22 protein-coding genes and 1 riboswitch are annotated in these 22,439 nt (G+C 68.6%); of the genes, 9 read left to right on the top strand and 13 right to left on the bottom strand.

Annotation, left to right across the window (positions count from 1 at the left end; all coding sequences use genetic code 11):
• Positions 1-220: 220 nt before the first annotated feature.
• Positions 221-1,021 carry an exodeoxyribonuclease III gene (locus tag BEMPMBAN_RS19785; protein WP_200846054.1) on the bottom strand — a complete coding sequence of 267 codons (801 nt, stop codon included), beginning with the start codon at positions 1,019-1,021 and terminating at the stop codon, positions 221-223.
• A gap of 82 nt (positions 1,022-1,103) precedes the next feature.
• On the opposite strand from BEMPMBAN_RS19785, the gene BEMPMBAN_RS19780 reads away from it, so the two are divergent.
• From BEMPMBAN_RS19780 to BEMPMBAN_RS19765, 4 genes are all read left to right on the top strand, one after another.
• Positions 1,104-1,934 carry an epoxide hydrolase EphH gene (locus tag BEMPMBAN_RS19780; protein ID WP_159232953.1) on the top strand — a complete coding sequence of 277 codons (831 nt, stop codon included), beginning with the start codon at positions 1,104-1,106 and terminating at the stop codon, positions 1,932-1,934.
• A 90-nt stretch (positions 1,935-2,024) separates the two neighbouring features.
• Positions 2,025-2,141: riboswitch (SAM riboswitch) on the top strand.
• A gap of 127 nt (positions 2,142-2,268) precedes the next feature.
• Positions 2,269-3,612: a bifunctional o-acetylhomoserine/o-acetylserine sulfhydrylase gene (locus BEMPMBAN_RS19775; RefSeq protein ID WP_159232952.1), complete on the top strand. Its 1,344-nt coding sequence runs from the start codon at positions 2,269-2,271 to the stop codon at positions 3,610-3,612.
• Positions 3,613-3,658: 46 nt separating this feature from the next.
• Complete coding sequence (metX, locus tag BEMPMBAN_RS19770) at positions 3,659-4,753, top strand: homoserine O-acetyltransferase MetX (protein ID WP_425294995.1); 1,095 nt, start codon at positions 3,659-3,661, stop codon at positions 4,751-4,753.
• On the top strand, positions 4,750-5,478 hold the full coding sequence (locus BEMPMBAN_RS19765) for a class I SAM-dependent methyltransferase (RefSeq protein ID WP_159232950.1): 729 nt from the start codon (positions 4,750-4,752) through the stop codon (positions 5,476-5,478). Before metX ends, BEMPMBAN_RS19765 begins: the two co-directional genes overlap by 4 nt.
• Positions 5,479-5,558: 80 nt before the next feature.
• Here BEMPMBAN_RS19765 and BEMPMBAN_RS19760 read toward each other — a convergent pair whose 3' ends face one another.
• Both BEMPMBAN_RS19760 and BEMPMBAN_RS19755 read right to left on the bottom strand, forming a co-directional pair.
• The gene (locus tag BEMPMBAN_RS19760) at positions 5,559-6,791 is read right to left on the bottom strand and encodes a fatty acid desaturase family protein (RefSeq protein WP_159232949.1); all 1,233 of its coding nucleotides are present in this window, start codon (positions 6,789-6,791) and stop codon (positions 5,559-5,561) included.
• Between the two features lie 10 nt (positions 6,792-6,801).
• Positions 6,802-7,932, bottom strand: a complete 1,131-nt coding sequence (locus BEMPMBAN_RS19755; protein WP_159232948.1) for a ferredoxin reductase — start codon at positions 7,930-7,932, stop codon at positions 6,802-6,804.
• A 244-nt stretch (positions 7,933-8,176) separates the two neighbouring features.
• Between BEMPMBAN_RS19755 and BEMPMBAN_RS19750 the strand changes: the two genes are divergently transcribed.
• Entirely contained in the window at positions 8,177-9,238 is a 1,062-nt protein-coding gene (locus BEMPMBAN_RS19750) for a GGDEF domain-containing protein (RefSeq protein WP_159232947.1), read from the top strand.
• 49 nt (positions 9,239-9,287) lie between these two features.
• Here BEMPMBAN_RS19750 and BEMPMBAN_RS19745 read toward each other — a convergent pair whose 3' ends face one another.
• The gene (locus tag BEMPMBAN_RS19745) at positions 9,288-9,581 is read right to left on the bottom strand and encodes a DUF3017 domain-containing protein (RefSeq protein ID WP_159232946.1); all 294 of its coding nucleotides are present in this window, start codon (positions 9,579-9,581) and stop codon (positions 9,288-9,290) included.
• A gap of 13 nt (positions 9,582-9,594) precedes the next feature.
• Positions 9,595-10,443, bottom strand: coding sequence for a bifunctional methylenetetrahydrofolate dehydrogenase/methenyltetrahydrofolate cyclohydrolase (locus BEMPMBAN_RS19740; RefSeq protein WP_200846052.1), 849 nt, complete (start codon positions 10,441-10,443; stop codon positions 9,595-9,597).
• 58 nt (positions 10,444-10,501) lie between these two features.
• Between BEMPMBAN_RS19740 and BEMPMBAN_RS19735 the strand changes: the two genes are divergently transcribed.
• Positions 10,502-11,698 (top strand): NADH:flavin oxidoreductase, encoded by a 1,197-nt coding sequence (locus BEMPMBAN_RS19735; protein ID WP_159232944.1) that lies wholly within the window; start codon positions 10,502-10,504, stop codon positions 11,696-11,698.
• Here the strand turns inward: BEMPMBAN_RS19735 and BEMPMBAN_RS19730 are convergent.
• On the bottom strand, positions 11,682-12,245 hold the full coding sequence (locus BEMPMBAN_RS19730) for a TetR/AcrR family transcriptional regulator (protein WP_159232943.1): 564 nt from the start codon (positions 12,243-12,245) through the stop codon (positions 11,682-11,684). The genes BEMPMBAN_RS19735 and BEMPMBAN_RS19730 overlap by 17 nt on opposite strands.
• Positions 12,246-12,303: 58 nt before the next feature.
• Between BEMPMBAN_RS19730 and BEMPMBAN_RS19725 the strand changes: the two genes are divergently transcribed.
• The 3 genes from BEMPMBAN_RS19725 (at position 12,304) to BEMPMBAN_RS19715 (ending at position 15,977) form a co-directional block, all read left to right on the top strand.
• Positions 12,304-12,699, top strand: a complete 396-nt coding sequence (locus BEMPMBAN_RS19725; protein ID WP_159232942.1) for a nuclear transport factor 2 family protein — start codon at positions 12,304-12,306, stop codon at positions 12,697-12,699.
• Between the two features lie 54 nt (positions 12,700-12,753).
• Positions 12,754-15,315, top strand: a complete 2,562-nt coding sequence (locus BEMPMBAN_RS19720) for an FHA domain-containing protein (protein ID WP_159232941.1) — start codon at positions 12,754-12,756, stop codon at positions 15,313-15,315.
• 68 nt (positions 15,316-15,383) lie between these two features.
• Positions 15,384-15,977 carry a TetR-like C-terminal domain-containing protein gene (locus BEMPMBAN_RS19715; protein ID WP_234897589.1) on the top strand — a complete coding sequence of 198 codons (594 nt, stop codon included), beginning with the start codon at positions 15,384-15,386 and terminating at the stop codon, positions 15,975-15,977.
• Here the strand turns inward: BEMPMBAN_RS19715 and BEMPMBAN_RS19710 are convergent.
• The 7 genes from BEMPMBAN_RS19710 to BEMPMBAN_RS19680 all read right to left on the bottom strand — a co-directional run bounded on the left by BEMPMBAN_RS19710 (position 15,974) and on the right by BEMPMBAN_RS19680 (position 22,326).
• Complete coding sequence (locus tag BEMPMBAN_RS19710) at positions 15,974-17,194, bottom strand: globin domain-containing protein (protein ID WP_159232940.1); 1,221 nt, start codon at positions 17,192-17,194, stop codon at positions 15,974-15,976. The genes BEMPMBAN_RS19715 and BEMPMBAN_RS19710 overlap by 4 nt on opposite strands.
• A 26-nt stretch (positions 17,195-17,220) precedes the next feature.
• On the bottom strand, positions 17,221-17,679 hold the full coding sequence (locus BEMPMBAN_RS19705; protein WP_159232939.1) for an RrF2 family transcriptional regulator: 459 nt from the start codon (positions 17,677-17,679) through the stop codon (positions 17,221-17,223).
• 124 nt (positions 17,680-17,803) lie between these two features.
• Complete coding sequence (locus tag BEMPMBAN_RS19700; RefSeq protein WP_159232938.1) at positions 17,804-18,355, bottom strand: pentapeptide repeat-containing protein; 552 nt, start codon at positions 18,353-18,355, stop codon at positions 17,804-17,806.
• Positions 18,356-18,359: 4 nt separating this feature from the next.
• Positions 18,360-18,944 carry a GTP-binding protein gene (locus BEMPMBAN_RS19695; RefSeq protein ID WP_159232937.1) on the bottom strand — a complete coding sequence of 195 codons (585 nt, stop codon included), beginning with the start codon at positions 18,942-18,944 and terminating at the stop codon, positions 18,360-18,362.
• Positions 18,925-19,290 (bottom strand): DUF742 domain-containing protein, encoded by a 366-nt coding sequence (locus BEMPMBAN_RS19690; protein ID WP_159232936.1) that lies wholly within the window; start codon positions 19,288-19,290, stop codon positions 18,925-18,927. Before BEMPMBAN_RS19690 ends, BEMPMBAN_RS19695 begins: the two co-directional genes overlap by 20 nt.
• A gap of 7 nt (positions 19,291-19,297) precedes the next feature.
• Entirely contained in the window at positions 19,298-19,705 is a 408-nt protein-coding gene (locus tag BEMPMBAN_RS19685) for a roadblock/LC7 domain-containing protein (RefSeq protein WP_159232935.1), read from the bottom strand.
• Positions 19,702-22,326 (bottom strand): ATP-binding protein, encoded by a 2,625-nt coding sequence (locus BEMPMBAN_RS19680; RefSeq protein WP_159232934.1) that lies wholly within the window; start codon positions 22,324-22,326, stop codon positions 19,702-19,704. The genes BEMPMBAN_RS19685 and BEMPMBAN_RS19680 overlap by 4 nt, the downstream gene beginning before the upstream one ends.
• Positions 22,327-22,439: the final 113 nt, after the last annotated feature.

Genomic DNA, 22,439 nt, shown 5'->3' with positions numbered 1-22,439 from the left:
TCTGTCGACTGATCTGCTGCTCACGGCAGAACTGCGCAACGTTGTCGATCTGCCCGGCAAACGCCGTCGCGGCACGAATATCCATCGCGGTCACCTTCTGGGCCATGGACCATCGTGGCCTCACGGCCCTACTCAGGTGTCAGCGATGTCCCGAGACATACACCTGTCAGCGATGTCCCGAAACAGAACATCACGCGCAGGTTGACCAACTGCGCCGAAATCACGCGTAGTCGACCGTCACCGGGCAGTGGTCGGACCAGCGCAGCGCATAGGCCGCCGGTCGTTCGGTGTGCGCGGACGCCACCCGCGCCGCCAAGCCGGGCGAGGCCAGCTGGTAGTCGATCCGCCAGCCGGCGTCGTTGTCGAACGCCTTGCCCCGCCACGACCACCACGCGTACGGGCCCGCGACACCGGGGTGTGCCTGGCGCACCACGTCAACCCAGCCGGTGGCCAGCAGATCGGACAACCACTTCCGTTCCTGTGGCAGGAATCCCGCCTTCTTGACGTTGCCGCGCCAGTTCTTGATGTCGTTCTCGGTGTGGGCGATGTTCCAGTCTCCGCACAGCACGGCGTCGCCACCGCCGTCCAGCAGCACCGCCATCCGCGCGGCCACCGCGGACATGAACCGTTCCTTCTCCAGCTGCCGGTCGGTGTCGGCCTCACCGGTCGGGAAGTACACACTCGCCACGGTCAACCCCGCGGTGGCCACCTCGACGTAGCGGCCGTGCTCGGCGAACTCTGCTGCGCCACAGCCGATCCTGACGCTGTCGAGCGGCGTGCGTGACAACACCGCGACCCCGTTGCGGCCCTTGACGTGCGGCGCCGCCGAGGCCAGGTGCCACCCGTCGGCCAACGCCGGGGCCAGCGCGTCGGTCAGCTGCTCGTCGTCGGCGCGGGTCTCCTGCAGGCACACCACGTCGGCGCGGGTCTCCTTGAACCACGGCAGCAGCCCGAGGTTGTCCACCGACCGCTGCTTGACCGCCGCGCGGATGCCGTTGACGTTGATGGTGCTCACGGTTATGGGGCGCGTCACGACCGCAGACCTTAACCGAGCGCGTCACCCGGTTCTTGCGGTACCGGCGGTATCACCTTAATGTCGGGCCATGGCACCCCGAGAACCGATCCATGCCGGATCGGGTGAACCGATTCTGATGCTGCATCCGTTCCTGTGCTCACAGAACGTCTGGAAGACCGTCGCCGGCCAGCTCGCCGACACCGGCCGCTTCGAGGTGTACGCACCGACCATGCTGGGCCACCACGGCGGACACAAGTCGCCGACGTGGCTGCTGCACACCGAGTTGCTCGTCGACGACATCGAAACGCGGATGGACCAGCTCGGCTGGCAGACCGCCCACATCGTCGGCAACTCGCTGGGCGGCTGGGTGGGCTTCGAGCTCGAACGCCGCGGCCGGGCCAGGACCCTGACCGCGATCGCCCCCGCCGGAGGCTGGTCGCAGCACTCGCTGACGAAGTACGAGACGGTCCTGAAGTTCATCATGGGCGGCCCGGCGCTGATCGCCGCGCGACTGCTCGGCCCGCGCATCCTCAAGCTGCCGTTCGCGCGCCGCATCGCCACGCTGCCGGTCAGCGGCCCGGCCGACGGCCCGCCCGACGCCGAACTACACGACCTGATCGAGGATGCCACCCACTGCCACGCCTACCTGCAGCTGCTGGTCAAGACGCTGCGGATGCCCGGCCTGCTCGAGCTCGCCAACCTCGGCGCGCCCACCCAGCTGGTCATCTGCGAGAAGGACCGGGTGTTCCCCGCGCCCCGCGGACACCTGTACTTCCTCAAGCACATGCCCGACACCGCCGAGGTGATCGAGCTCGACGGCGTCGGCCACATCCCGATGCTGGAGGCGCCGGACCGGGTCACCGCGGTGATCGCCGACTTCGTCGACCAGCACAGCCAACCTCGGCAGGCCATCAGCTGAGACACTCAGCCCGCGCCATTTTCCCAGGTGGAGCTGCATTCGGCAGAACCCACTGGCACCCCTGTAGCAACGTGCGATAGTCTTCGTTTCGGTCATGAGCGCCAGCGTCAAGCCCCGGCTCGCTGGCCGGCAACCCTCCAACCGCGGTGGGGTGCCCCGGGTGATGACCAGGTTGAGCAGCCACCGGCTGTAAGGCAAGCGCGGGTCCGCCGTGAACGGGCCCCCTGAGTAGACGGGGAAACCTGATGGCGAGGTCCACGGCGCGCAGTTGTCGCTGACGGCACTGCAACTCGTCGACCCACCGCCAGGCGCCCCATCACGACTGGAGAACATGATGACCGACACCACCGATCCCACCGCGAACTGGGCATTCGAGACCAAGCAGGTCCACGCCGGGCAGTCCCCGGACAGTGCCACCAACGCACGGGCTCTGCCGATCTACCAGACCACCAGCTATACGTTCAACAGCACCGACCATGCGGCGGCGCTGTTCGGCCTGGCGGAGCCCGGCAACATCTACACCCGCATCATGAACCCGACTCACGACGCCGTCGAGCAACGCATCGCGGCGCTCGAAGGCGGTGTCGCAGCACTGTTCCTGGCCTCCGGACAGGCCGCCGAGACGTTCGCCATCCTGAACCTGGCCAATGCCGGCGACCACATCGTGTCCTCCCCGCGGCTCTACGGCGGCACCTACAACCTGTTCCACTACTCGCTGCCCAAGCTCGGGATCGAGGTCAGCTTCGTCGACAACCCCGACGACCCCGAATCCTGGCGGGCCGCGGTCCAGCCCAACACCAAGGCGTTCTTCGGCGAGACCATCTCCAACCCGCAGATCGATGTGCTCGACATTCCTTCGGTCGCCGCCGTCGCCCACGACGCCGGTGTCCCGCTGATCGTCGACAACACCATCGCGACGCCGTACCTGATCCAGCCCCTCGCCCACGGGGCCGACATCGTCGTGCACTCGGCCACCAAGTACCTCGGCGGCCACGGGACGACGATCGCCGGGGTACTGGTCGACGGCGGCACGTTCGACTGGACGAACGGGAAGTTCCCCGGATTCACCACCCCCGACCCCAGCTACCACGGTGTGGTCTACGCCGAACTCGGCGCGCCGGCCTTCGCGCTCAAGGCCCGGGTGCAGTTGCTGCGCGATCTGGGCTCGGCGGCGTCGCCGTTCAACGCGTTCCTGGTTGCGCAGGGACTCGAGACGCTGAGCCTGCGTGTCGAGCGGCACGTCGCGAACGCGCAGAAGGTCGCCGAGTATCTCGCCGGGCACGACGACGTCCTGTCGGTGAACTACGCGGGCCTTCCCACCTCACCGTGGTACCAGCTGGGAAAGAAGTTGGCGCCCAAGGGAACCGGGGCGGTGCTGGCATTCGAGCTGGCCGGCGGCGTCGAGGCGGGCAAGGCCTTCGTTGATGCTCTGACATTGCACAGCCATGTCGCCAACATCGGCGACGTGCGTTCGCTGGTGATCCATCCGGCCTCGACGACACACGCTCAGCTGTCCCCCGAGGAGCAGTTGTCCACCGGCGTGACACCCGGTCTGGTCCGGCTCGCGGTCGGCATCGAGGGCATCAACGACATCATCGCCGACCTGGAACAAGGCTTCGCCGCGGCAAAGCGGTGCAGCGCCAGCCACACCGATCCGCACGCCGTTGCGTCGTTCTGAGGGTCGTGTTGTGACAATCGTTGACGTGGCAACCGACGAGCGGGTGATGCTGCCCCCCGAGGGCGAGATCGGCGTCATCGAGATCGGCCCGCTCACACTGGAGAACGGTGCGGTTCTCGACGACGTGTCGATCGCCGTGCAGCGGTGGGGGGAACTGTCCCCCGAACGCGACAACGTCGTCATGGTGTTGCACGCATTGACCGGCGACTCGCACATCACCGGCCCTGCCGGACCCGATCACCCGACCCCGGGCTGGTGGGACGGCGTGGCCGGGCCGGGCGCGCCGATCGACACCGACCGGTGGTGCGCGATCTCGACCAATGTCATCGGCGGATGCCGGGGTTCCACCGGGCCCAGCTCCCTGGCTCCGGACGGGAAAGCCTGGGGCTCAAGGTTTCCCACCACGACGGTGCGCGACCAGGTGGCGGCCGACGTGGCCGCGCTCCACCGGCTGGGCATCACCGAGGTCGCCGCGGTGATCGGCGGGTCCATGGGTGGGGCGCGGGCGCTGGAGTGGATGGTCACCCACCCCGACAACGTCCGCGCGGGACTGGTTCTCGCGGTCGGGGCCCGCGCGACCGCCTATCAGATCGGCACCCAGAGCACCCAGGTCTCGGCTATCAAGGCCGACCCGAACTGGTGCAACGGCGACTATCACGGCACCGGCCGCAGCCCGGACATGGGCATGCAGATCGCGCGGCGCTTCGCGCACCTGACCTATCGCGGTGAGGCCGAACTGGACGACCGCTTCGCCAACGCCCCTCAGGGCGACGAGGATCCGACGACCGGCGGCCGCTACTCGGTGCAGAGCTATCTGGAATATCAGGGCCGCAAGATCGTGTCGCGCTTCGACGCCGGAACCTACGTCGCGCTGACCGACGCACTGTCCAGCCACGACGTCGGCCGCGGCCGGGGCGGCGTGGAGAGGGCGCTGCGCGGTTGCCCGGTACCCGCCGTGGTCGGCGGTATCACCTCCGACCGGCTCTATCCACTGCGCCTGCAGGCCGAACTCGCCGATCTGCTCCCCGGCTGCGACGGGCTCGACGTGGTCGACTCGATCTACGGCCACGACGGCTTCCTGCTCGAGACCGACGCCGTCGGCAAGCTGATCCGCCGGACGTTGGAGCTGGCGTCGCGGTGAACGGCTCCCCCGAACAGCGCTCGCTGTCGTTCGGTGCAGAGGCCGCTGCCTACGAACGTGGCCGGCCGTCCTACCCGCCGGAGTCGATCGACTGGCTGCTCCCGCCAGGTGCCCGGACCGTTCTGGACCTGGGCGCCGGGACCGGCAAACTGACCACCCGGCTGGTGGAGCGTGGCCTCGGCGTCTTCGCCGTCGACCCGATCCCCGAGATGCTCGAGCTGCTGAGCTCGTCACTGCCCGACACCCCAGCGCTGCTCGGGACCGCCGAGGAGATCCCGCTGGACGACGACAGCGTCGACGCGGTGCTGGTGGCGCAGGCATGGCACTGGTTCGATCCGCAGCGGGCGATCAAAGAGGTGACCCGCGTGCTGCGCCCCGGCGGCCGGCTGGGCCTGGTGTGGAACACCCGCGACGAGCGGATGGGCTGGGTGAAGGATCTCGGCCAGATCATCGGTCACGACGACGCCCACAGCCACACCGCGGACCTGCCCGTCCCGTTCGGTGACGTGGAGCGCCACCAGGTGGAATGGACCAGCTACCTGACGCCGCAGGCGCTGATCGACCTGGTGGCGTCGCGCAGCTACTGCATCACCTCGCCGGAGCGGGTCCGTGCCCAGACCCTGGACCGGGTCCGCGAGTTGCTGGCGACCCATCCCGCGCTGGCCAACGTTGGTGGCCTCGCGCTGCCCTACGTCACGGTGTGTGTTCGCGCGACCCTGACCTGAGCCCGCGAAATATCATTCCGGGTCGCGATCCACGTTGGTTTCACAGCCGTGGCTTAACGCTCACGGACAGCGAGCCGGACTCACGCGGCCGCCGGGTTTCCGGCCTGCCGCAGGGCGGTGAGCAATCCGCGCCGGGGACCCGACGACGGCGCCGCCTCCCCATTGCGGTTGGCCACCGCAGCCCGGCCGAACCTGCGCTCCGAACGGGTCTCGGGTGCGTTGTCGGCGTCGGCCCGCAGCAACCGGTCCGGGAGCGCGAGCTTGAGTATCGTCCAGAACGACTGAAAGTACTGGCGTGCAAGAGGTCCCGTCGTGTAGGGCAGATCGTACTTCTCGCACAGCGCCCGCACCCGCACGCTGATCTCCGCGTAGCGGTTGCTCGGCAGGTCCGGGAACAGATGGTGCTCGATCTGGTAGCACAGGTTGCCGCTCATGAAAGCCATGACCGGCCCGGCGTGAAAGTTGGCCGACCCCAACATCTGTCGAAGGTACCACTCGCCCTGCGTCTCGTTCTCGAACTCCTCGACGGTGAATTTGTCTGCCCCGTCGGGGAAGTGACCGCAAAAGATCACCATGTAGGACCAGTAGTTGCGGATCAGGTTGGCGACAAAATTGGCCTTCATCGTGTGCTTCCAATTGGTGCCGGCCAGTGCCGGGAACACGATGTAGTCCTTGCCGACCTGCTTGCCGACCTTGCGGCCGATGATCTTGAGGTCCTTGCGCACCTCGGCCATCGACTTCTCGCCCTTGCGGTACTTCGTCGTCTCCACCCCGTGCAGTGCCACGCCCCATTCGAACAGCGTGCCGAGGGTCAGGTTGTAGATCGGGTTGCCGATCATCCACCCTTTCCACCGCTGGTCCCGGGTCAGCCGCATGATCCCGTAGCCGATGTCGTCATCCAGTCCGACCACGTTGGTGTACTTGTGGTGGATGAAGTTGTGAGACTTCTTCCAATGCACCGTCGGAGACATGGTGTCCCACTCCCATTCGGTGGAGTGGATCTCCGGGTCGTTCATCCAGTCCCACTGCCCGTGGGTGATGTTGTGGCCCAGCTCCATGTTCTCGATGATCTTGGCCGTGGCCAGCATTGCCGTCCCCGCGACCCGCGCGATCCGGCTGCTGCTCGCGAACAGCGCCGCCCGGCCGCCGGCCGCCAGCGCGCGCTGCAACTGGATGGTGCGCCGGATGTACTGCGCGTCGCGCTCGCCGCGGGATTCCTCGATGTCTGCGCGGATCGCGTCGAGCTCGGCAGCAAGGTTCTCGACGTCCTCGGTGGTCAGATGGGCGTAGGCCTTGATGTCGGTGATCGCCACGATGTTCCTTTCAGACGTTGATGGTGCAGTTGCCGGAGGCGGTGGAGATGCAGGTCTGGATCCGGTCGCCGGCGCCGTGCTCCTGACCTGACCTGACGTCGCGCACGTTGCCCGCCTCCAGCGGCAACACGCAGGTCTGACAGATGCCCATCCGGCAGCCGAACGGCATCTGGATCCCGACCTCTTCCCCGGCCTGCATGATCGACGTCGCGCCGTCGATCTCGATCGTCTTGTCGGAGATCGCGAACGTCACGGTGCCGCCCTCGCCGCCCTTGTCGGTGGCCGCGATGCTGAACCGCTCCATGTGCAGCGAATCGTCGAGACCGTTTTCCTGCCAGGTCTTCTCGACGGCATCGAGCATCGCGGTGGGCCCGCACGCCCAGGCCGAGCGCTCCCGCCAGTCGGCCACGATGTCGTCGAGCTTGTCGAAGTCGAGCTTGCCGTCCTGCTCGGTGATCTGCAGGTGCAATCGGTACCCGTCCTGCTCGCTCTCCAGTTGCCGGAGCTCGTCGTGGAAGATCACCGCGTCGGCCGCCGGCGCCGAGTGCACGTGCACGATGTCGGGCCGTTCACCGCGGGCCCGCAGGGACCGCAGCATCGCCATGATCGGGGTGACCCCGCTGCCGGCGCTGATCAACAGCAGCGCCGACGGCGGCGGGTCCGGCAGCGCGAAGTCGCCCTTGGCCGCCGCCAGCCGCACGATGGTCCCCGGCTCGACGCCGTTGACCAGGTGGGTGGACAGGAATCCCTCGGGGGTGGCCTTGACGGTGATCGAGATGTTCTCGTCATCCATATCGGACACCGAGGTCAGCGAGTACGACCGCCAATGCCACCGACCGTCTACCCGCAACCCGATACCCACGTACTGCCCCGCCCGGTAGTCACCCGAGAACCCCCAGCCGGGACGGATGACCACCGTTGCCGTGTCATTGGTCTCGGACCGCACCTCGACGATCTCGCCGCGCAACTCCCGCGCCGACCACAGCGGGTTCAGCAACGACAGATAGTCGTCGGGCAGCAGCGGCGTGGTGGCCCGCGCGGCCAGGCCACGAACCATGTTGACCCAGGATCCCGAGGGGGCGGCGACATCACGGGCGGGCGCTTTACTCCAGCGCGCCAAGGTCTTCAACGCCGACACCATCTATCGCCTTCCACTCGCGGACGATGGTCTGTGACCGCTCTCACAAACCCGATGCGAGCCGACTACCCTACTTGCGAGTAGCTAAAACGCATCCGACCACAGAGGCGACGATTTCCTGGCCGCGGGATGTGCTGACGCCGTCCTACATGAAATGCCGTCCCGCATGAGGTGACGCGCTGTGATTTGTATAGTCACAGCGACGAGAAGTTCGCTGATCTTGATTTGAGTGCGGGGGTGCGCTCCAGTGGCCCGGATCCAACGGTGGTGGAGCGACCCAGACCGTTTCGAGTGGACCACCCAGTTCCTGACCGACCGGGGTTTGCGACGTTCAGCGCAATGGATGATGGCGATTCTGTCCGCATCGACGGCGTTGATAACCGCAAGCTCACTATTCGCGCTGAACCTGCCCGCAGTCACCGGGTACGCGCTCATCGCGCTGTTTGCCGCCTTTGCCGCGGTCATGACCGCCTTCTGGCTTACTCGCTGGCCCACCCGACGGCAGTCCGCGCAGGCCATGGGCGTCGGCATTCTCTTCATCTCGGCGTGGAGCTTGGTGCAGACCGATACCGCACTCGCCGTACTCGGCTGCACGGCGACCACAGTCACCGGCGGATACGTCGCGTTCTTCCACAACGCCAGGCTTCTGTTGTTCAACCTGGCGGTTGCCGTGGCGACCGCGATATCGGTGTGCTGGCGGCTGAGCATCCAGGCCAACCTGGCGACTGCGGTCGCCGCGTTCTGCCTCATCGTGTTTCTCAATGTATCGGTGCCGTTGGCCATCGCCGGCGCAACCCGGGCCATCGGCACCTACGCCATGCGTTCTGACGTGGACCCCCTCACTGGTCTGTTGAACCGGCGAGGGTTCACCGATGTGGTTGTCCGCCGTCTCGGAAACGGAGCCCCTACCGCAGGCAATCTCGTCGTCGCCATGGTCGATCTGGACGCTTTCAAGAATCTCAATGACTCCGAGGGACACGCTGCTGGCGACCGCGCCCTGCGTGCCGTCGCGGAGTTGTTGGTTCAGGAGGGTCCGCCTGATTCGGCCGTCTGCCGTGCCGGCGGGGAGGAGTTCCTCATCGCTGCGATCGGCTCCGTGGAGCCCATCGCGGGGGCGGTCCAACGCGTGTGCGCGCACATCGCCGACCTACCCCATCGGGTGACTGCCAGCGTCGGGATCAGCAGCACCGAACTCGACCGAATCCCCTACAACGACGGCATGCCGCTGATCGATCAGCTCATCGAAACCGCGGATACGGCGATGTATATCGCCAAACGCAACGGAGGCAACCAGGTTCATCGCGCATGAGCACCGCCGGCTCGATCCAGATAGCCGGCCACCTGGTCCGGTAGTGCTGTCAGCTGGTGCCGAGCGGATCGATGGTCCACGCGATGTAGAGCATGGCCGCGCTGACCGACGCCGTGGTGAGGAAGTCGACCGTGCGGGAACGCACCGCCAGCAGTCCGACCCGCTCGTCGGACAACGTCAACCGCAGCCCGGCCGCGACCGCGACGCCGACGGCCATCACCGCCGCACCGCGACGCCAGTAACCCATCGCCACCAGCGCGAAGGCGGCCACCAGGAACAGGCCGACCACCAAGATGGGCCACTGCCCACCGAACACCCTGCGGCCGAAATCCCTGAGCGTCACTGGTGCCGCGAGCTCATGGGCGCTCGGCGCGCTCGACGACGTTGGTGAGCAGAAATGCCCGGGTCAGCGGGCCGACCCCACCGGGGTTCGGGGAAACATGGCCGGCCACGTCCCACACGTCGGGATGTACGTCACCGACCAACTTGCCCGCGTCGTCGCGGCTGACCCCGACGTCGACGACGGCTGCGCCCGGCCGCACCATCTCGGCGGTCACCATGTGCGGCACCCCGGCCGCGGCGACGATGATGTCGGCCTCGCGGGTGATCTGCGGCAGGTGCCGGGTGGCGGTGTGGCACAGCGTCACCGTGGCGTTCTCCGAGCGACGGGTCAGCAGCAGCCCGAGCGGGCGGCCGACGGTGACGCCACGTCCGATCACGACGACATGCGCGCCGGCGATCTCGACCTGGTAGCGCCGCAGCAGGTGCACGATGCCGCGCGGCGTGCACGGCAACGGCGCCGGCTCGTTGAGCACCAGCTTGCCCAGGTTCATCGGGTGCAGCCCGTCGGCGTCCTTGTCCGGATCCACCCGTTCCAGGGCGGCGTTCTCGTTGAGATGCCTGGGCAGCGGCAGCTGGACGATGTAGCCGGTGCAGTCGGGGTTGGCGTTGAGCTCGTCGAGCACCTCGAGCAGGGTCTCCTGGCTGATGTCGGCGGGAAGGTCACGGCGAATCGAGTTGATGCCGACCTTGGCGCAGTCGCTGTGCTTACCGCGGACGTAGGCCTGCGAGCCCGGGTCGTCGCCGACCAGCACCGTGCCGAGCCCGGGGGTCCGGCCGGCCGCGGTCAGCGCCGCGACGCGTTCGGTGAGGTCGACGAAGATCTCGTCCCGCGTGGCCTTGCCGTCCAAAGTGATCGCACCCACGGCAGTCATTGTGTCAGGCTCGGCTCCTTCTCCACGACGGCGTGGCATGCTCGGCGACATGACAGCCCCGCATGATGTGTTCACCCCCGCCAGGCTCGGGCCGATCACACTCCGCAACCGGATCATCAAGGCCGCGACGTTCGAGGCGTCGACGCCCGACGCGCTGGTCACCGACGACCTGATCACCTATCACCGGTTGCCGGCTGCCGGCGGCGTGGGAATGACGACCGTCGCCTACTGCGCGGTCGCCCCCGGCGGGCGCACCGACGGCTGGCAGTTGTGGATGCGTCCCGAAGCGGTACCCGGATTGCGCCGGCTCACCGACGCCATCCACGCCGAGGGCGCGGCGATCAGCGCCCAGATAGGGCATGCCGGGCCGGTCGCCAACGCGCGCACCAACAAGGCCAAGGCACTGGCCCCGGTGCGGTTCTTCAATCCCCTGTCGATGCGGTTCGCCAAGAAGGCCAGCCGCGACGACATCCGTGACGTCACCGAGGCCCACGCCAACGCCGCCCGGCTGGCGATCGAATCCGGCTTCGNCGCCGTCGAGATCCATCTCGGACACAACTACCTCGCCAGCGCCTTCCTCAGCCCGCTGATCAACCGCCGCACCGACGAGTTCGGTGGGTCGCTGGAGAACCGCGCCAAGGTGGCCCGCGGTGTGGTGCTGGCCGTCAAACGCGCGGTCGGCGATCAGATCGCGGTGACCGCGAAGCTGAACATGTCCGACGGCGTGCGCGGTGGCATCCCACTCTCCGAGTCGATCCAGACCGCCAAGTGGCTCGAGGAGGACGGCGGGCTGGACGCGCTGGAGCTGACCGCGGGCAGCTCACTGCTCAACCCGATGTTCCTGTTCCGCGGAGGCGCCCCGGTCAAGGAGTTCTCCCAGGCGTTCAAGCCGCCGCTGCGGTGGGGCATCCGGATGTCGGGGAAGAAGTTCATGCGCGAGTACCCGTATCGGGAGGCCTACCTGATGCGCGACGCCAAGAAGTTCCGCGACGAGCTGACGATGCCGCTGATCCTGCTCGGCGGCATCACCAACCGCGAGACCATGGATCTGGCGATGGCCGAGGGCTTCGACTTCGTCGCGATGGGACGCGCGCTGCTGGCCGAGCCGGATCTGTTGAACCGGATCCAGGCGGACAGCAGCGTGAAGTCGATCTGCGACCACTGCAATCTGTGCATGCCGACGATCTACAGCCACACCCACTGCGTGCGCACCGGTTCGCCGTCACCGGTCAGCTCGGGGCGATGAGCGCCCTGGCGCAGTCCGCCACGATGGCGTCGGCGCTGCCAGGAATGGCCTGGCGCGCCCGAAGGTGGCGCCGCACCACCGCGTAGGGCACATCGATCAACGCGGCGCTGACCCGACCGGTGTCCTCCGGGATGTCGTTGAGCGCCTTGCGCAGCCTGCGCTGCAACCGCTTCCGCCGTCCGGTCAGCGGCTCGGGCCACCCGTGCAACCCCAACTCGTCGGGTCCGGCCAGCAGCACCTGCGCCTCGACCGGGTGCTCGCGACACCACCCGACAACGCTGAGCGCAGCGGCTACACACCGCTGCTGCGGACCGTCGCCGCTCGTCAGCGCCTCGACGAACGCCTCCTGAAACCGCTCCTCGGTCCGCACCCACAGCTCGCCGCACAACGCCGCCCGGGTCGGGAACCGGTGGTAGACCGAGCCGCTCGGCGCCCCGGTGGCGCGGGCGACCGCCGACATCGTGACCGCGGCGGGCCCGTCGGCGGCAAGGAGTTCAGCGGCCGCGTCAAGCAACACGTCGACGGTGTATCGGGCGGGTCGCGGCATTGCTCCACCCTAAAATAGAGGAGAGTCTCTAATAGGTGATCGACACTCGGGAGGTTCGATGAATACCGCCACACACATCGCGCGGCGCTTCTACCAAGCACTCTCCGGACGCAACGGCCAAGCCCTATTCGACTTGCTGACAGACGATTTCGAGGGCCGGGTGAGCGACGGCATGCCAGACGGTGTGGGCGGTGCGCACCACGGGCGTGTCGCGATGATCTCGAACGTATGGGGCCGCATCGACGCCGGCTACGACGTCGACGTCGAACCGACCGAGTTCCTGGCCGTCGAGGGCACCGACCGCGTGGTCGTGCTGGGCCGCTACCGGGGCTCGGCGCGCCACACCGACACCGCCGTCGACGCCGCCTTCGCACACGTCATCGCCGTGCGGAACGGTCAGATAACGGCGCTGCATCAGATCACAGACACCGTCAGGTGGCACATCTGCCGGTGAGGTCATACCGATAGAGTTGCTCCCGATGTCAACTGTCGCCGCCGGAGCGGCTCCGTGAGCCGACCAGCACCCCCCGCGCTGACCGTTCGGTACGACGGTTCCCCACGCACCTTCTCCCCCGGCAGTGACGTCGTCGTGGGCCGGGACCTGCGCGCCGACGTCCGCATCGCCCACCCGCTGATCTCCAGGGCGCATCTGGTGGTGCGGTTCGACCAGGGCCGCTGGATCGCCATCGACAACGGCAGCCTCAACGGGATGTACGTCAACGGGCGCCGACTGCCCGCCGTCGACATCACCGACGGTCAGCAGATCCACGTCGGCAACCCGGACGGGCCACTGCTGACCTTCGAGGTCGGCCGTCATCAGGGATCGGTGGGCTCACCGCCACCGACAGCGGCCGTGCCCGTCGCAGGCCGCCCCGCCGCAGCCTGGCCCAGCCAGCCGCCACCGGTGACGGGACGGCCCCCCGCGCCGCGCCCGCAGCCGGGATACCCCACCGGCCCGTCGCATCCGGCACCGCGGTCGCGGCCGGCTCCCGTTCCGCAGCCGATGTCGTCGCCGGGGTTGGAATCCGCCACCGTGATGGGCCCTTCGGCGGCGCCACGCTCGGCCGACGGCAACCTCGCGACCAGCATGCTCAGGATCCTGCGGCCCGGTCGCCCGGCGGAGGCACCGCCCGGCTCGATCAAGATCGGCCGCGCGCCCGACAACAACATCGTCATCCCCGACGTGCTGGCCTCACGCCACCACGCCACGCTGATCCCGGGACCGTCCGGGACCGCCGAGATCCGCGACAACCGCAGCATCAACGGCACGTTCGTCAACGGCGCCCGGGTGGAGACCGCGACGCTGACCGAAGGTGACGCCGTCACCATCGGCAACGTCGACCTGCTGTTCCGCGACGGCACCCTGGTGCGCCGCACCGCGACCGCCGCCGACACCACCACCGGCGGCCTCGACGTGCACGGCGTCACCTGGACCATCGAGGGCAACAAGACGCTGCTGGACAACATCTCGATCTCGGCACGGCCGGGGACATTGACCGCGGTGATCGGGCCCTCGGGCGCCGGCAAATCCACGTTCGCCCGGCTGGTCGCGGGGTACACCCATCCGACCACCGGCCAGGTGTCGTTCGAAGGCCACGACGTGCACGCCGAGTACGCGTCGCTGCGCTCCCGGATCGGCATGGTTCCCCAGGACGACGTGGTGCACGGTCAGCTCACGGTCCGGCAGGCCCTGATGTACGCCGCCGAGCTGCGCCTTCCCCCCGACACCACCAAGACCGACCGCGAACAGGTGGTCAACGAGGTGCTCGAGGAACTCGAGATGACCAAGCACCTCGACACCCGCGTCGACAAGCTCTCCGGCGGGCAGCGCAAGCGCGCATCGGTGGCGCTCGAACTGCTGACCGGTCCGTCGCTGCTCATCCTCGACGAGCCGACCTCGGGCCTGGACCCGGCGCTGGATCGCCAGGTGATGACGATGCTGCGGCAACTGGCCGACGCGGGCCGCGTCGTGCTCGTCGTCACCCACTCCCTGACCTATCTCGACGTGTGCGACCAGGTGCTGCTGCTCGCTCCGGGTGGCAAGACCGCGTTCTACGGCCCGCCCGACCAGATCGGCGCGTCGATGGGGACGACGAACTGGGCGGACATCTTCTCCGGCGTCGCCGGAGACCCGGATGCCGCAGCGCAGCGCTACCTCGTCCAGCACGGGCCGCCCCCGGCGCCGCCGGCCGCCCTGACCCCTTCGGAACTGGGCAATCCGACCCGCACCAGCGTGCCGCGGCAGTTGTCGACGATCGCCCGGCGCCAGATCCGGCTGGTGATCTCCGACCGCGGCTACTTCGCGTTCCTGATGATGCTGCCGTTCATCATGGGCGTGCTGTCGCTGTCGGTGCCGGGCGACGTCGGATTCGGCGTGCCGAGGACCGCGATGGAAGGCGGCGAAGCGCCCAACGAGCCGGGGCAGATCCTGGTGATGCTCAACGTGGGTGCGATCTTCATGGGCACCGCGCTGACCATCCGTGCATTGATCGGCGAGCGGGCCATCTTCAAACGCGAGCAGGCCGTCGGCCTGTCCACGTCGGCCTACCTGATGGCAAAGGTGGTGGTGTTCACCGCCTTTGCGATCGTGCAGTCGGCCATCGTCACGTCGATCGCGATCGTGGGCAAGGGCTGGGGTCCGGGCGCCGTCGAACGGGGAGCGGTGATCGGCGATCGCAGCCTGGAGCTGTTCGTCGACATCGCGGCGACGTGCGTGGCCGCGGCGATGGTCGGGCTGGCACTGTCCGCGCTGGCCAAGTCGTCCGAGCAGATCATGCCGCTGCTGGTGGTCGCGATCATGAGCCAGCTGGTGTTCTCCGGCGGCATGATCCCGGTGACCGACAGGCTGGTTTTGGACCAGATGTCTTGGGCCACACCGGCACGCTGGGGTTTCGCGGCATCAGCGTCCACCGTGGATCTGATCCGGCTGGTGCCCGGGCCGTTGACACCGAAGGACCGGCACTGGGAGCACACCTCCGGCGCGTGGCTGTTCGACATGCTGATGCTGGCCGCGATCAGCATCTTCTATCTCGGATTCGTGCGCTGGCGGCTCAGGCTCAAACCCGCCTGACAGAACCGGTAGGCAAGTCGCGCGATCTTCCGTAGTGTCAGGCGCGGGGGGTGCCGATGGAACAGTCAATGTCCGATGCCGTGTTGTCCGGAACGGATGTGCCCGAATCCGATGCGGCGGCTCGCGCCGCCGCGCTGACTGCCGCGCTGGCCGAGGTGCAGCAGTGGGGCGTCGACCGTTTCAGCTTCGAAGGCGTCGCCGACCGCTCCCACATCCCGCCCGACCATCTCCGCGGGATGTGGACCAGCGAACGCCAACTCATCATCGACGCATTGGACACCTACAGCGACACGCTGATCGGCCTACCCGACACCGGCTCGCTGCACGGTGACCTCACCGCGCTCGCGTTGTCCCTCGGCGGGTTCCTGAATGACGCCGTCGGACGCAGGGTCACCCGGATGTTCGTCGTCGACTGCAAGTCGATGGCCGTCGACTCCGAGATCAGGGTGCAGTTCTGGTTACTGCGCCGCAAGACGATCGAGGACGTCTTCGCGCGAGCCGCCGTCCGGGGCGAGCTGCGGGGCGATGCGAATCCGTTAATCACGCTGCAGTTGTTGACCTCGCCACTGCAGTCCGTGGCCCTGTACACCGACCTGCCGGTCAAACCGAACTACTGCCGCGCGATCGCCGACATGGTGACCCGGGCAGTGCGCGTCGGCTAGCCGAGAAGCCAGTCGTTGGGCGAGAACAGCTCGCAGTGCACCCGCTCGGTCAGCACACCGCGGCCGAGCAGTTGGGAACGGACCGCCTGCACGAATCCGCTGTTGCCGCAGAGGTAGAAGTGCGCACCCTCGGAAAGTTCCACACCGTCGAGCGACAGCAGGCCCGGGTGGGCGCCGGTGGCGCCCGCCGTCATGCCGTCTTCGTACCAGACGTCCAGGCCGGCGTTGGGCAGGTGCTCCACCAGTTCGTGCTGGCGCTCCCGCAGCGGATGGCTCTGGTCGCTGCGGTCGGCGTGCAGGACCCGCACCGTGGTGTCCGGCGCCTCTGCGGCGAGGTACTCCAGGATGCCGATCATCGGGGTGATCCCGATTCCGGCCGAGATCAGCACCAGCGGAACGTCACCGGTCGGGGCGGGCAGATCGCCGAACGGCACGGTGACATCGAGGAGGTCGCCGACACACACATTCGCCGCGATCCAGCCGGACACCTCGCCGGCCGGTTGATCGGCGACGGCCGAGACCCGCTTGACCGCGAAGGTCAGCTCGTCACCGGGGGCGTTGACCAGGCTGTACTGGCGCAGCTGGCGGGCGCCGTCGGCAAGCGTCACCCCCACCGAAACATACTGTCCCGGAAGGAAATCAGAGAACGGTTCGCCGTCTGATCGGACGGTGAGCAGCACCGTGCCCGACGGGTCGTCCACCCGGGAGACCACCCGGGCCCGGCGGTACACGTCACCGTCGGCGACACCCGCGGCGCGATACAGGTCGCGCTCGAGCGCGATCAAGGTGTCGGCCATGATCCAGAAGACCCGGTCCCAGGCGGCGGCCACCTCCGCGGTGACGGTGTCGGCACCGAGAACGTCCACGATCGCGGCGAACAGGTTCTCGTAGACGATCGGGTACTGCTCGGCGGTCACCCCGAGTGAGGCGTGCTTGTGCCCGATGCGTGACAGCAACTCGGCGGGATGCGGCAGCGCCGGATCGACCAGATGGGTGGCAAAGGTGGCGATGGACGCCGCCAGCGCGCGCTGCTGGCCGCCCTGGGCCTGGTTGCCGCGGTTGAACAGGTTGCGCAGCAGTTCCGGGTGCGCGGCGAACATGCGGCGATAGAACTCGGTGGTGATCTCGTCGATGTGTGCGCCGATCAGCGGAAGCGTCGCGGACACGATCTCCGCATGTGCGGGCTCCAGTTCGACGGGGGCGGCGGTGACGTTCATCGGGGGCCTTTCGGTGGTGGGGTTTCTTATCGGAGGTCGAGGGCCCCGGGTGGGCCGTGGCTCAGCGGTAGCAGTGACAGGTTCGCGCCCCTGGCCAGATCGCTGACGGTGTAGCGGTCCAGCTCGCAGTAGAACGCTTCCTTGGCGTCGGCGAGCGCCCGGCGCAGCCGGCATGCCGGGATCAACGGACACGGGTTCTCGCCGCCGCATTCGATGACTTCCCGGTCACCCTCGAGACGACGGACGAGCCACCCGACGGAGGCGCGCCGCCCCTCGTCGGTGAGGGCGAGACCGCCGGTGCGGCCGCGACGGGCGTGCACCATGCCGAGGTCGGCCAGCCGGGACACCGCCTTGGCGATGTGGTTCTCCGAGGCGTTGGCGCCGGCGGCGATCGAAGCCGTGGTGACCCGCTGGCCGTCGGCCTCCCCGGCGGCGAGCAACATCATCGCCCGCAGCCCGAGATCGGTGAACCGGGTCAGTTGCATGACACCGACGCTAGTAAATGCGCATCTCAGATGCGACTTTTAGCGGTGTGCCGTCAAACACCTCATGACGTGCGGTTTTTTGACCAGGCTCGCAGCTGACGGCGGACCGAACGGTGCCGCCGTCTCAGCCGCCGATGTCGAGGCCGTGCGCTGCCGCGTAGGCCAGCCCCTGCTCGATGTCGACCTTGGCGCCGCGCAGTGTGGCGGTGGTCCAGAACGTCGGATCGGTGCGTGCACCCCGCAGGTCGGCACCCTCGAGGCGCGCGCCCTGGGCCCGGACACCGGTCAGGTCGGCGCGCCGCAGCACAGCCTCGCGCAGGTCCGTGCCCACCAGGCCGGCCTCGCGCAGCCGGCAGTCGGACAGGTCCACCTTGCGCAGGTCCGCACCGCCGAGCACGACCAGCGTGAAGTCCACCTCGACCAGCGTCAGCGGCCGCATCCGGCACTCGACGAACGTCGAACCCAGGAAGCTGCACTGGCGGAAGATGCTGTGCCACAGCGAGGTTCGGCGGAACACGCAGTTCCGGAACGCTGAGCCGACGTGCTCGGAGTCCGACAGGTCGACACCGGAGAAGTCGCATCCGGTGAATATCACCCGCTCGGTTCTGAGTCGGCTGAAGTCCTCGTCGCGGAAGTCGCAACAGTCGAACTCGCGGTCGGCAACGCGCTCGTCCACGCCCTCAGCCCGCCGGTGTGAGCCGGCTCAGCGCGTATTCGGTGACCGCGATCAGCGCAGCCTTCGCCGACTCGCGACTTCGTGCGTCGACGGCCATCACCGGCACGTGGTCGGGCAGTGCGAGCGCCGTCCGCACCGCCGCCAGCGCGTGCCGCGGCGCCCCGTCGAACTCGTTGACGGCAACCAGAAACGGTAGGTTGCGCGCCTCGAAGAAATCCACCGCGGCAAAGCTGTCGGCCAGGCGGCGAACGTCGACCAGGACGATCGCGCCGATCGCTCCGCGCACCAGGTCGTCCCACATGAACCAGAACCGTCGCTGCCCTGGCGTCCCGAACAGGTAGAGCACCAGATCCTCGCCCAGGCTGATCCGGCCGAAATCCATGGCGACCGTCGTGGTCGTCTTCATCGGGGTGGCCTCCAGACCATCCACCCCCGCCGAGGCGTTGGTCACCAGGGCTTCGGTGCGCAGCGGAACGATCTCCGACACCGCGCCCACGAACGTCGTCTTACCGGCTCCGAAGCCGCCGGAGATGACGATCTTCGTCGACGCCGCCCGCCTGCCGGAGTGATCAGAGTGCCCTGAGACCACGCAGAGTCCTCCCGATCAGTTCTCGTCGTTCGTCGGCCGTCGCGGCCCCGCCCAGGGTGGTGTGCACCCGCAGATAACCCTGCACCACCAGATCCCCCACCAACACCCGCGCCACGCCGAGCGGCAGTGAGAGATGCGCGGCAATCTCGGCCACCGAGGGGCGCTCGGCACACATCGCGAGAATCTGCCCACGGACATCGTTGCCCGGCCACTGCGGCGGCTGCGCGGGGGCCACCGCACCCACCGGCGCCTCGAGCGGGAGCTCGACCCGGGAGTCGGTGCGCCCGGCGGTCAGCGTGTACGGGCGGACCAGACTCGGCTCGTCGTCGCTGCGGCCCTGGTCCATCCGACGCTCACGAGTGTTGCGGGGTGCGCCGCGCGGACTGCACGACCGATCCCACCCGTTCCACCAGGATCGCCATCTCGTAGCCGATCTGGCCGATGTCGCAGTTGTGGACGGCCAGCGTGGCGAGGTTGGACCCGTCGCCGATCCTCATCAGCAGCAGGTAGCCGTTCTCCATCTCGACCACCGACTGCAGCACGTGTCCACCGTCGAACAGTTGCGCGGCGCCGGTGGACAGGCTCGCCAGCCCGGACGCGACCGCGGCGAGTTGGTCGGCCCGCTCCCCCGGCATGTGCTCGCTGGCCGCCATCAGCAGACCGTCCGCCGACACCAGGATCGCGTGGGAAACCCCCGACACCTCTCGGGCGAACCGGGACACCAGCCAGTCGAGCGAATCGCGCTGTTGCGAGTCGGTCATTCGGTGTCGGCTCCTCCGGTCTGCCGAACGCGGGAGCGGGCGGCGTGTACCCCGCCGAAGTGGTTACCGATGCTGGCCCGGACGGCGTCGGGATCACGGACAGGCGTCGCGTGTGCGCCGCTGCCGTTACCCCCCTCGACGGGCGATGCTACCCGCCGGCGGTTGGGGTCGCCTGCGGCGTTCTCGGCGGCACCGGGCACGAGTCGCGCTCCGGGTCGACGCATCGGCAGCCCTTCGGCCGTGTGGTCGCGCACCGGGGTGTCGGCGGCGGCGGCCGCGGCCGACCAGCCGTGGTCCCAGACCGACTTCCAGTTCAGGTCGGTGCTCTGGGACAGTTCGTGCGGGTCGACGAGCCACTCGGAGAGCATCTTCTGATAGATGGCGTCCGCGGTGTCGGCGTCCTCGGGCGCGGCGTGCCGGGAGTGCCCGTTGTGGGTCGGCACCGGGGCGGCGGGCTGAGGGGCGGTGGGCTGCGGACGCGGCGCGAAGAACGCGGCGACCTCGGAACGCCCGGGGGGCTGCTGGGCCGCGACCGGTTCGGGCTCGGGGGTTTCGGGGGCGGTGATGCCACTGGCGCCGGGGCGGCGTTGCGGCAGCACATCCACCGGCGGCACAGCCGGCGGCAGCACGCCCGCCGGCGGCACAGCCGGTGAGACAGCCGGTGAGACAGCCGGTGAGACAGTGGAAGCCGGCGTGATCTCGTCGTCCCGAGTGGCGCGCTCGACATACCGCGGCTCCTCGAGGGCGGCCTGTTCGTCGGCCACGCCGGGCGTCGGCGCGGCGTAGTTGAAGAGCTGTCCGGCCGGCACGTACACCCCCGCGGTGGTGCCCGATCCCGGTTCCTTCGCAACCGTGCTGCGCAGCCGCACCACCAGGCCGTGCTGGGCGGCGAGCCGCCCCACCACGAAGAGGCCCATGTGCCGGGCGGTGTACGGGTTGACCTCGCCGCCGGACTGCAGGCGGATGTTGGCCACCCGCAGATCGGGCTCCGTCATCCCCAGGCCGGTGTCGGCGACCTCGAGCACCAGGCCACCGTTGCCGGTGTGCACCGCCGAGACCGTCACCTGCGAGGCCGGCGGCGAGTAGCGCAGCGCGTTGTCCAACAGCTCGGCGAGCAGATGCACCAGGTCCCCCGCGACCGCCCCGGCGATCTCGGTGTCGGGCAGGCCGGCGGTGACGATGCGGGTGTAGTCCTCCACCTCGGAGGCCGCCGCGTTGACGAGCGCGGTGACGGGCACCGGGTCGGCCTGCTCGCGGGGAATGCGTGCGCCGGCCAGCACCATCAGGTTGGCCCCGTTGCGACGCATCCGCGCCGCCAGGTGATCGAGCCGGAACAGGCTCTCGAGCCGGTCGGGATCCTCCTCGTTGCGTTCGAGTCGGTCGATGAGGGAGAGCTGCTGATCCACCAGCGACCGGTTGCGTCGTGACAGCGTCTCGAACATGTCGGTGACCTGCAGCTGCAGCCGGGCCTGCTCCCCGGCGAGCTGCACCGCCTGCTCGTGCAGTTCGTCGACGGCGTGCGCCACCTGCCCGATCTCCTCGGTGGTGCGCACCGGGATGGGTTGCACCGGGAAGGGTTTGCCGTCGCTGCGGACATGCGCGACCTCACGGGCCAGGTCGTCGTGGGCGACCTTGAGCGCGCTGTCGCGCAGCGTCCGCAGCGGACGCACCAGTGACCGGGCCACCAGCGTGACCAGCAGAAGCGCGACCACGATCGCGGCGACGATCAGCGCGGCGTCGCGGATCGCGGCAGTGCGGGCGGCGCCGGCCTGGCTGTCGACGGTCGCCGGGATCGATGCGGCGGTCTCGGCGATCAGGTCGGCGGCGATCTCCCGGGTGACCTGTTGGGAGGCCAGCAGCTCCGGATTGCCGACGAGCACCGAGGCGGGTTCGGACAACACCGACATCCGGTTGACCATTTCCGACCGCAGTGCTGCTGCCTGATCGGTCGCGCCACCGAGGAACGCACCCATCGCCGACACCGTCGACGGCTCGGTGCCCGCCAGGGTGATCATGGCCGAGCGCAGCTCCGGTTCGGGAATGTCGCCGCCGCGGTTGACCAGCATCTGCTGCATCGCCATCTGCCCGCGTGCGCCGACCGCCCGGGACAGCGCCGCGCCCTGGGACTGCACCTCCTGGTCGTCGTTGGCGACCAGTCCGGTGATGGCGGTCTCGGCGGTGATCAGCAGCGGCGCGTACGTCATCACCCGGGCCCGCAGGTCGACGGTGTTGGCGGTGACTTTGCCGATCAGGTCCTGCCCGTAGTCCAGCAACGTGTTGGTGGCCAGCCGGACGTCGTCGGAGACCTCGGTGTCGGCGAGTTGTTGCTGCAGCGCGGTGCGGCGCGCGTCGAACTCCGACACCGCGCTCTGGGCGTCGCGGCCCTCGGTGGCCGTGACGAGCACGCCCTCGAGGGCGCCCAGGTAGTCGACGACGGCGGGGACCATCTCGGCCCGCTCGGCCGAGCCACGCAGTTCGGCGGCGTCGGTGGCGCTCGCATAGATGCGGAACCCGCCGAACACACAGGCCAGCGCGAGCGGAACCACCAGGATCGCGAGCACTTTCCATCGAACCGGCCAGTTGGACAGCGCAAAGCGCGGCGGCCGCTTGGCGGTTGTCATCGGCCGCCCACGCTGTCGGCGTGGCGCCCGCCGTTCACTGATCGAGCGTCGTTCATAAGGCTTCCTGCTGATGGCGCCCTCACGCGGTCGGGCATTCGAGCCTGCGCGTGCCT

It is taken from the genome of Mycolicibacterium austroafricanum (assembly GCF_902705885.1).
GTDB classification, from domain to species: Bacteria; Actinomycetota; Actinomycetes; order Mycobacteriales; family Mycobacteriaceae; genus Mycobacterium; species Mycobacterium vanbaalenii_A.
This window is presented reverse-complemented; position numbering and strand designations above follow the sequence as displayed.

Bases quoted from the DNA above. Each gene is read 5' to 3' on its own strand.
- BEMPMBAN_RS19780 (WP_159232953.1), top strand. From the start codon at position 1,104: ATGGCACCCCGAGAACCGATCCATGCCGGATCGGGTGAACCGATTCTG.
- BEMPMBAN_RS19775 (WP_159232952.1), top strand. From the start codon at position 2,269: ATGACCGACACCACCGATCCCACCGCGAACTGGGCATTCGAGACCAAG.
- metX (WP_425294995.1), top strand. From the start codon at position 3,659: ATGCTGCCCCCCGAGGGCGAGATCGGCGTCATCGAGATCGGCCCGCTC.
- BEMPMBAN_RS19755 (WP_159232948.1), bottom strand. From the start codon at position 7,932: ATGGTGTCGGCGTTGAAGACCTTGGCGCGCTGGAGTAAAGCGCCCGCC.
- BEMPMBAN_RS19730 (WP_159232943.1), bottom strand. From the start codon at position 12,245: ATGCCGCGACCCGCCCGATACACCGTCGACGTGTTGCTTGACGCGGCC.
- BEMPMBAN_RS19725 (WP_159232942.1), top strand. From the start codon at position 12,304: ATGAATACCGCCACACACATCGCGCGGCGCTTCTACCAAGCACTCTCC.
- BEMPMBAN_RS19715 (WP_234897589.1), top strand. From the start codon at position 15,384: ATGTCCGATGCCGTGTTGTCCGGAACGGATGTGCCCGAATCCGATGCG.
- BEMPMBAN_RS19710 (WP_159232940.1), bottom strand. From the start codon at position 17,194: ATGAACGTCACCGCCGCCCCCGTCGAACTGGAGCCCGCACATGCGGAG.
- BEMPMBAN_RS19705 (WP_159232939.1), bottom strand. From the start codon at position 17,679: ATGCAACTGACCCGGTTCACCGATCTCGGGCTGCGGGCGATGATGTTG.
- BEMPMBAN_RS19690 (WP_159232936.1), bottom strand. From the start codon at position 19,290: ATGGACCAGGGCCGCAGCGACGACGAGCCGAGTCTGGTCCGCCCGTAC.
- BEMPMBAN_RS19685 (WP_159232935.1), bottom strand. From the start codon at position 19,705: ATGACCGACTCGCAACAGCGCGATTCGCTCGACTGGCTGGTGTCCCGG.
- BEMPMBAN_RS19680 (WP_159232934.1), bottom strand. From the start codon at position 22,326: ATGACAACCGCCAAGCGGCCGCCGCGCTTTGCGCTGTCCAACTGGCCG.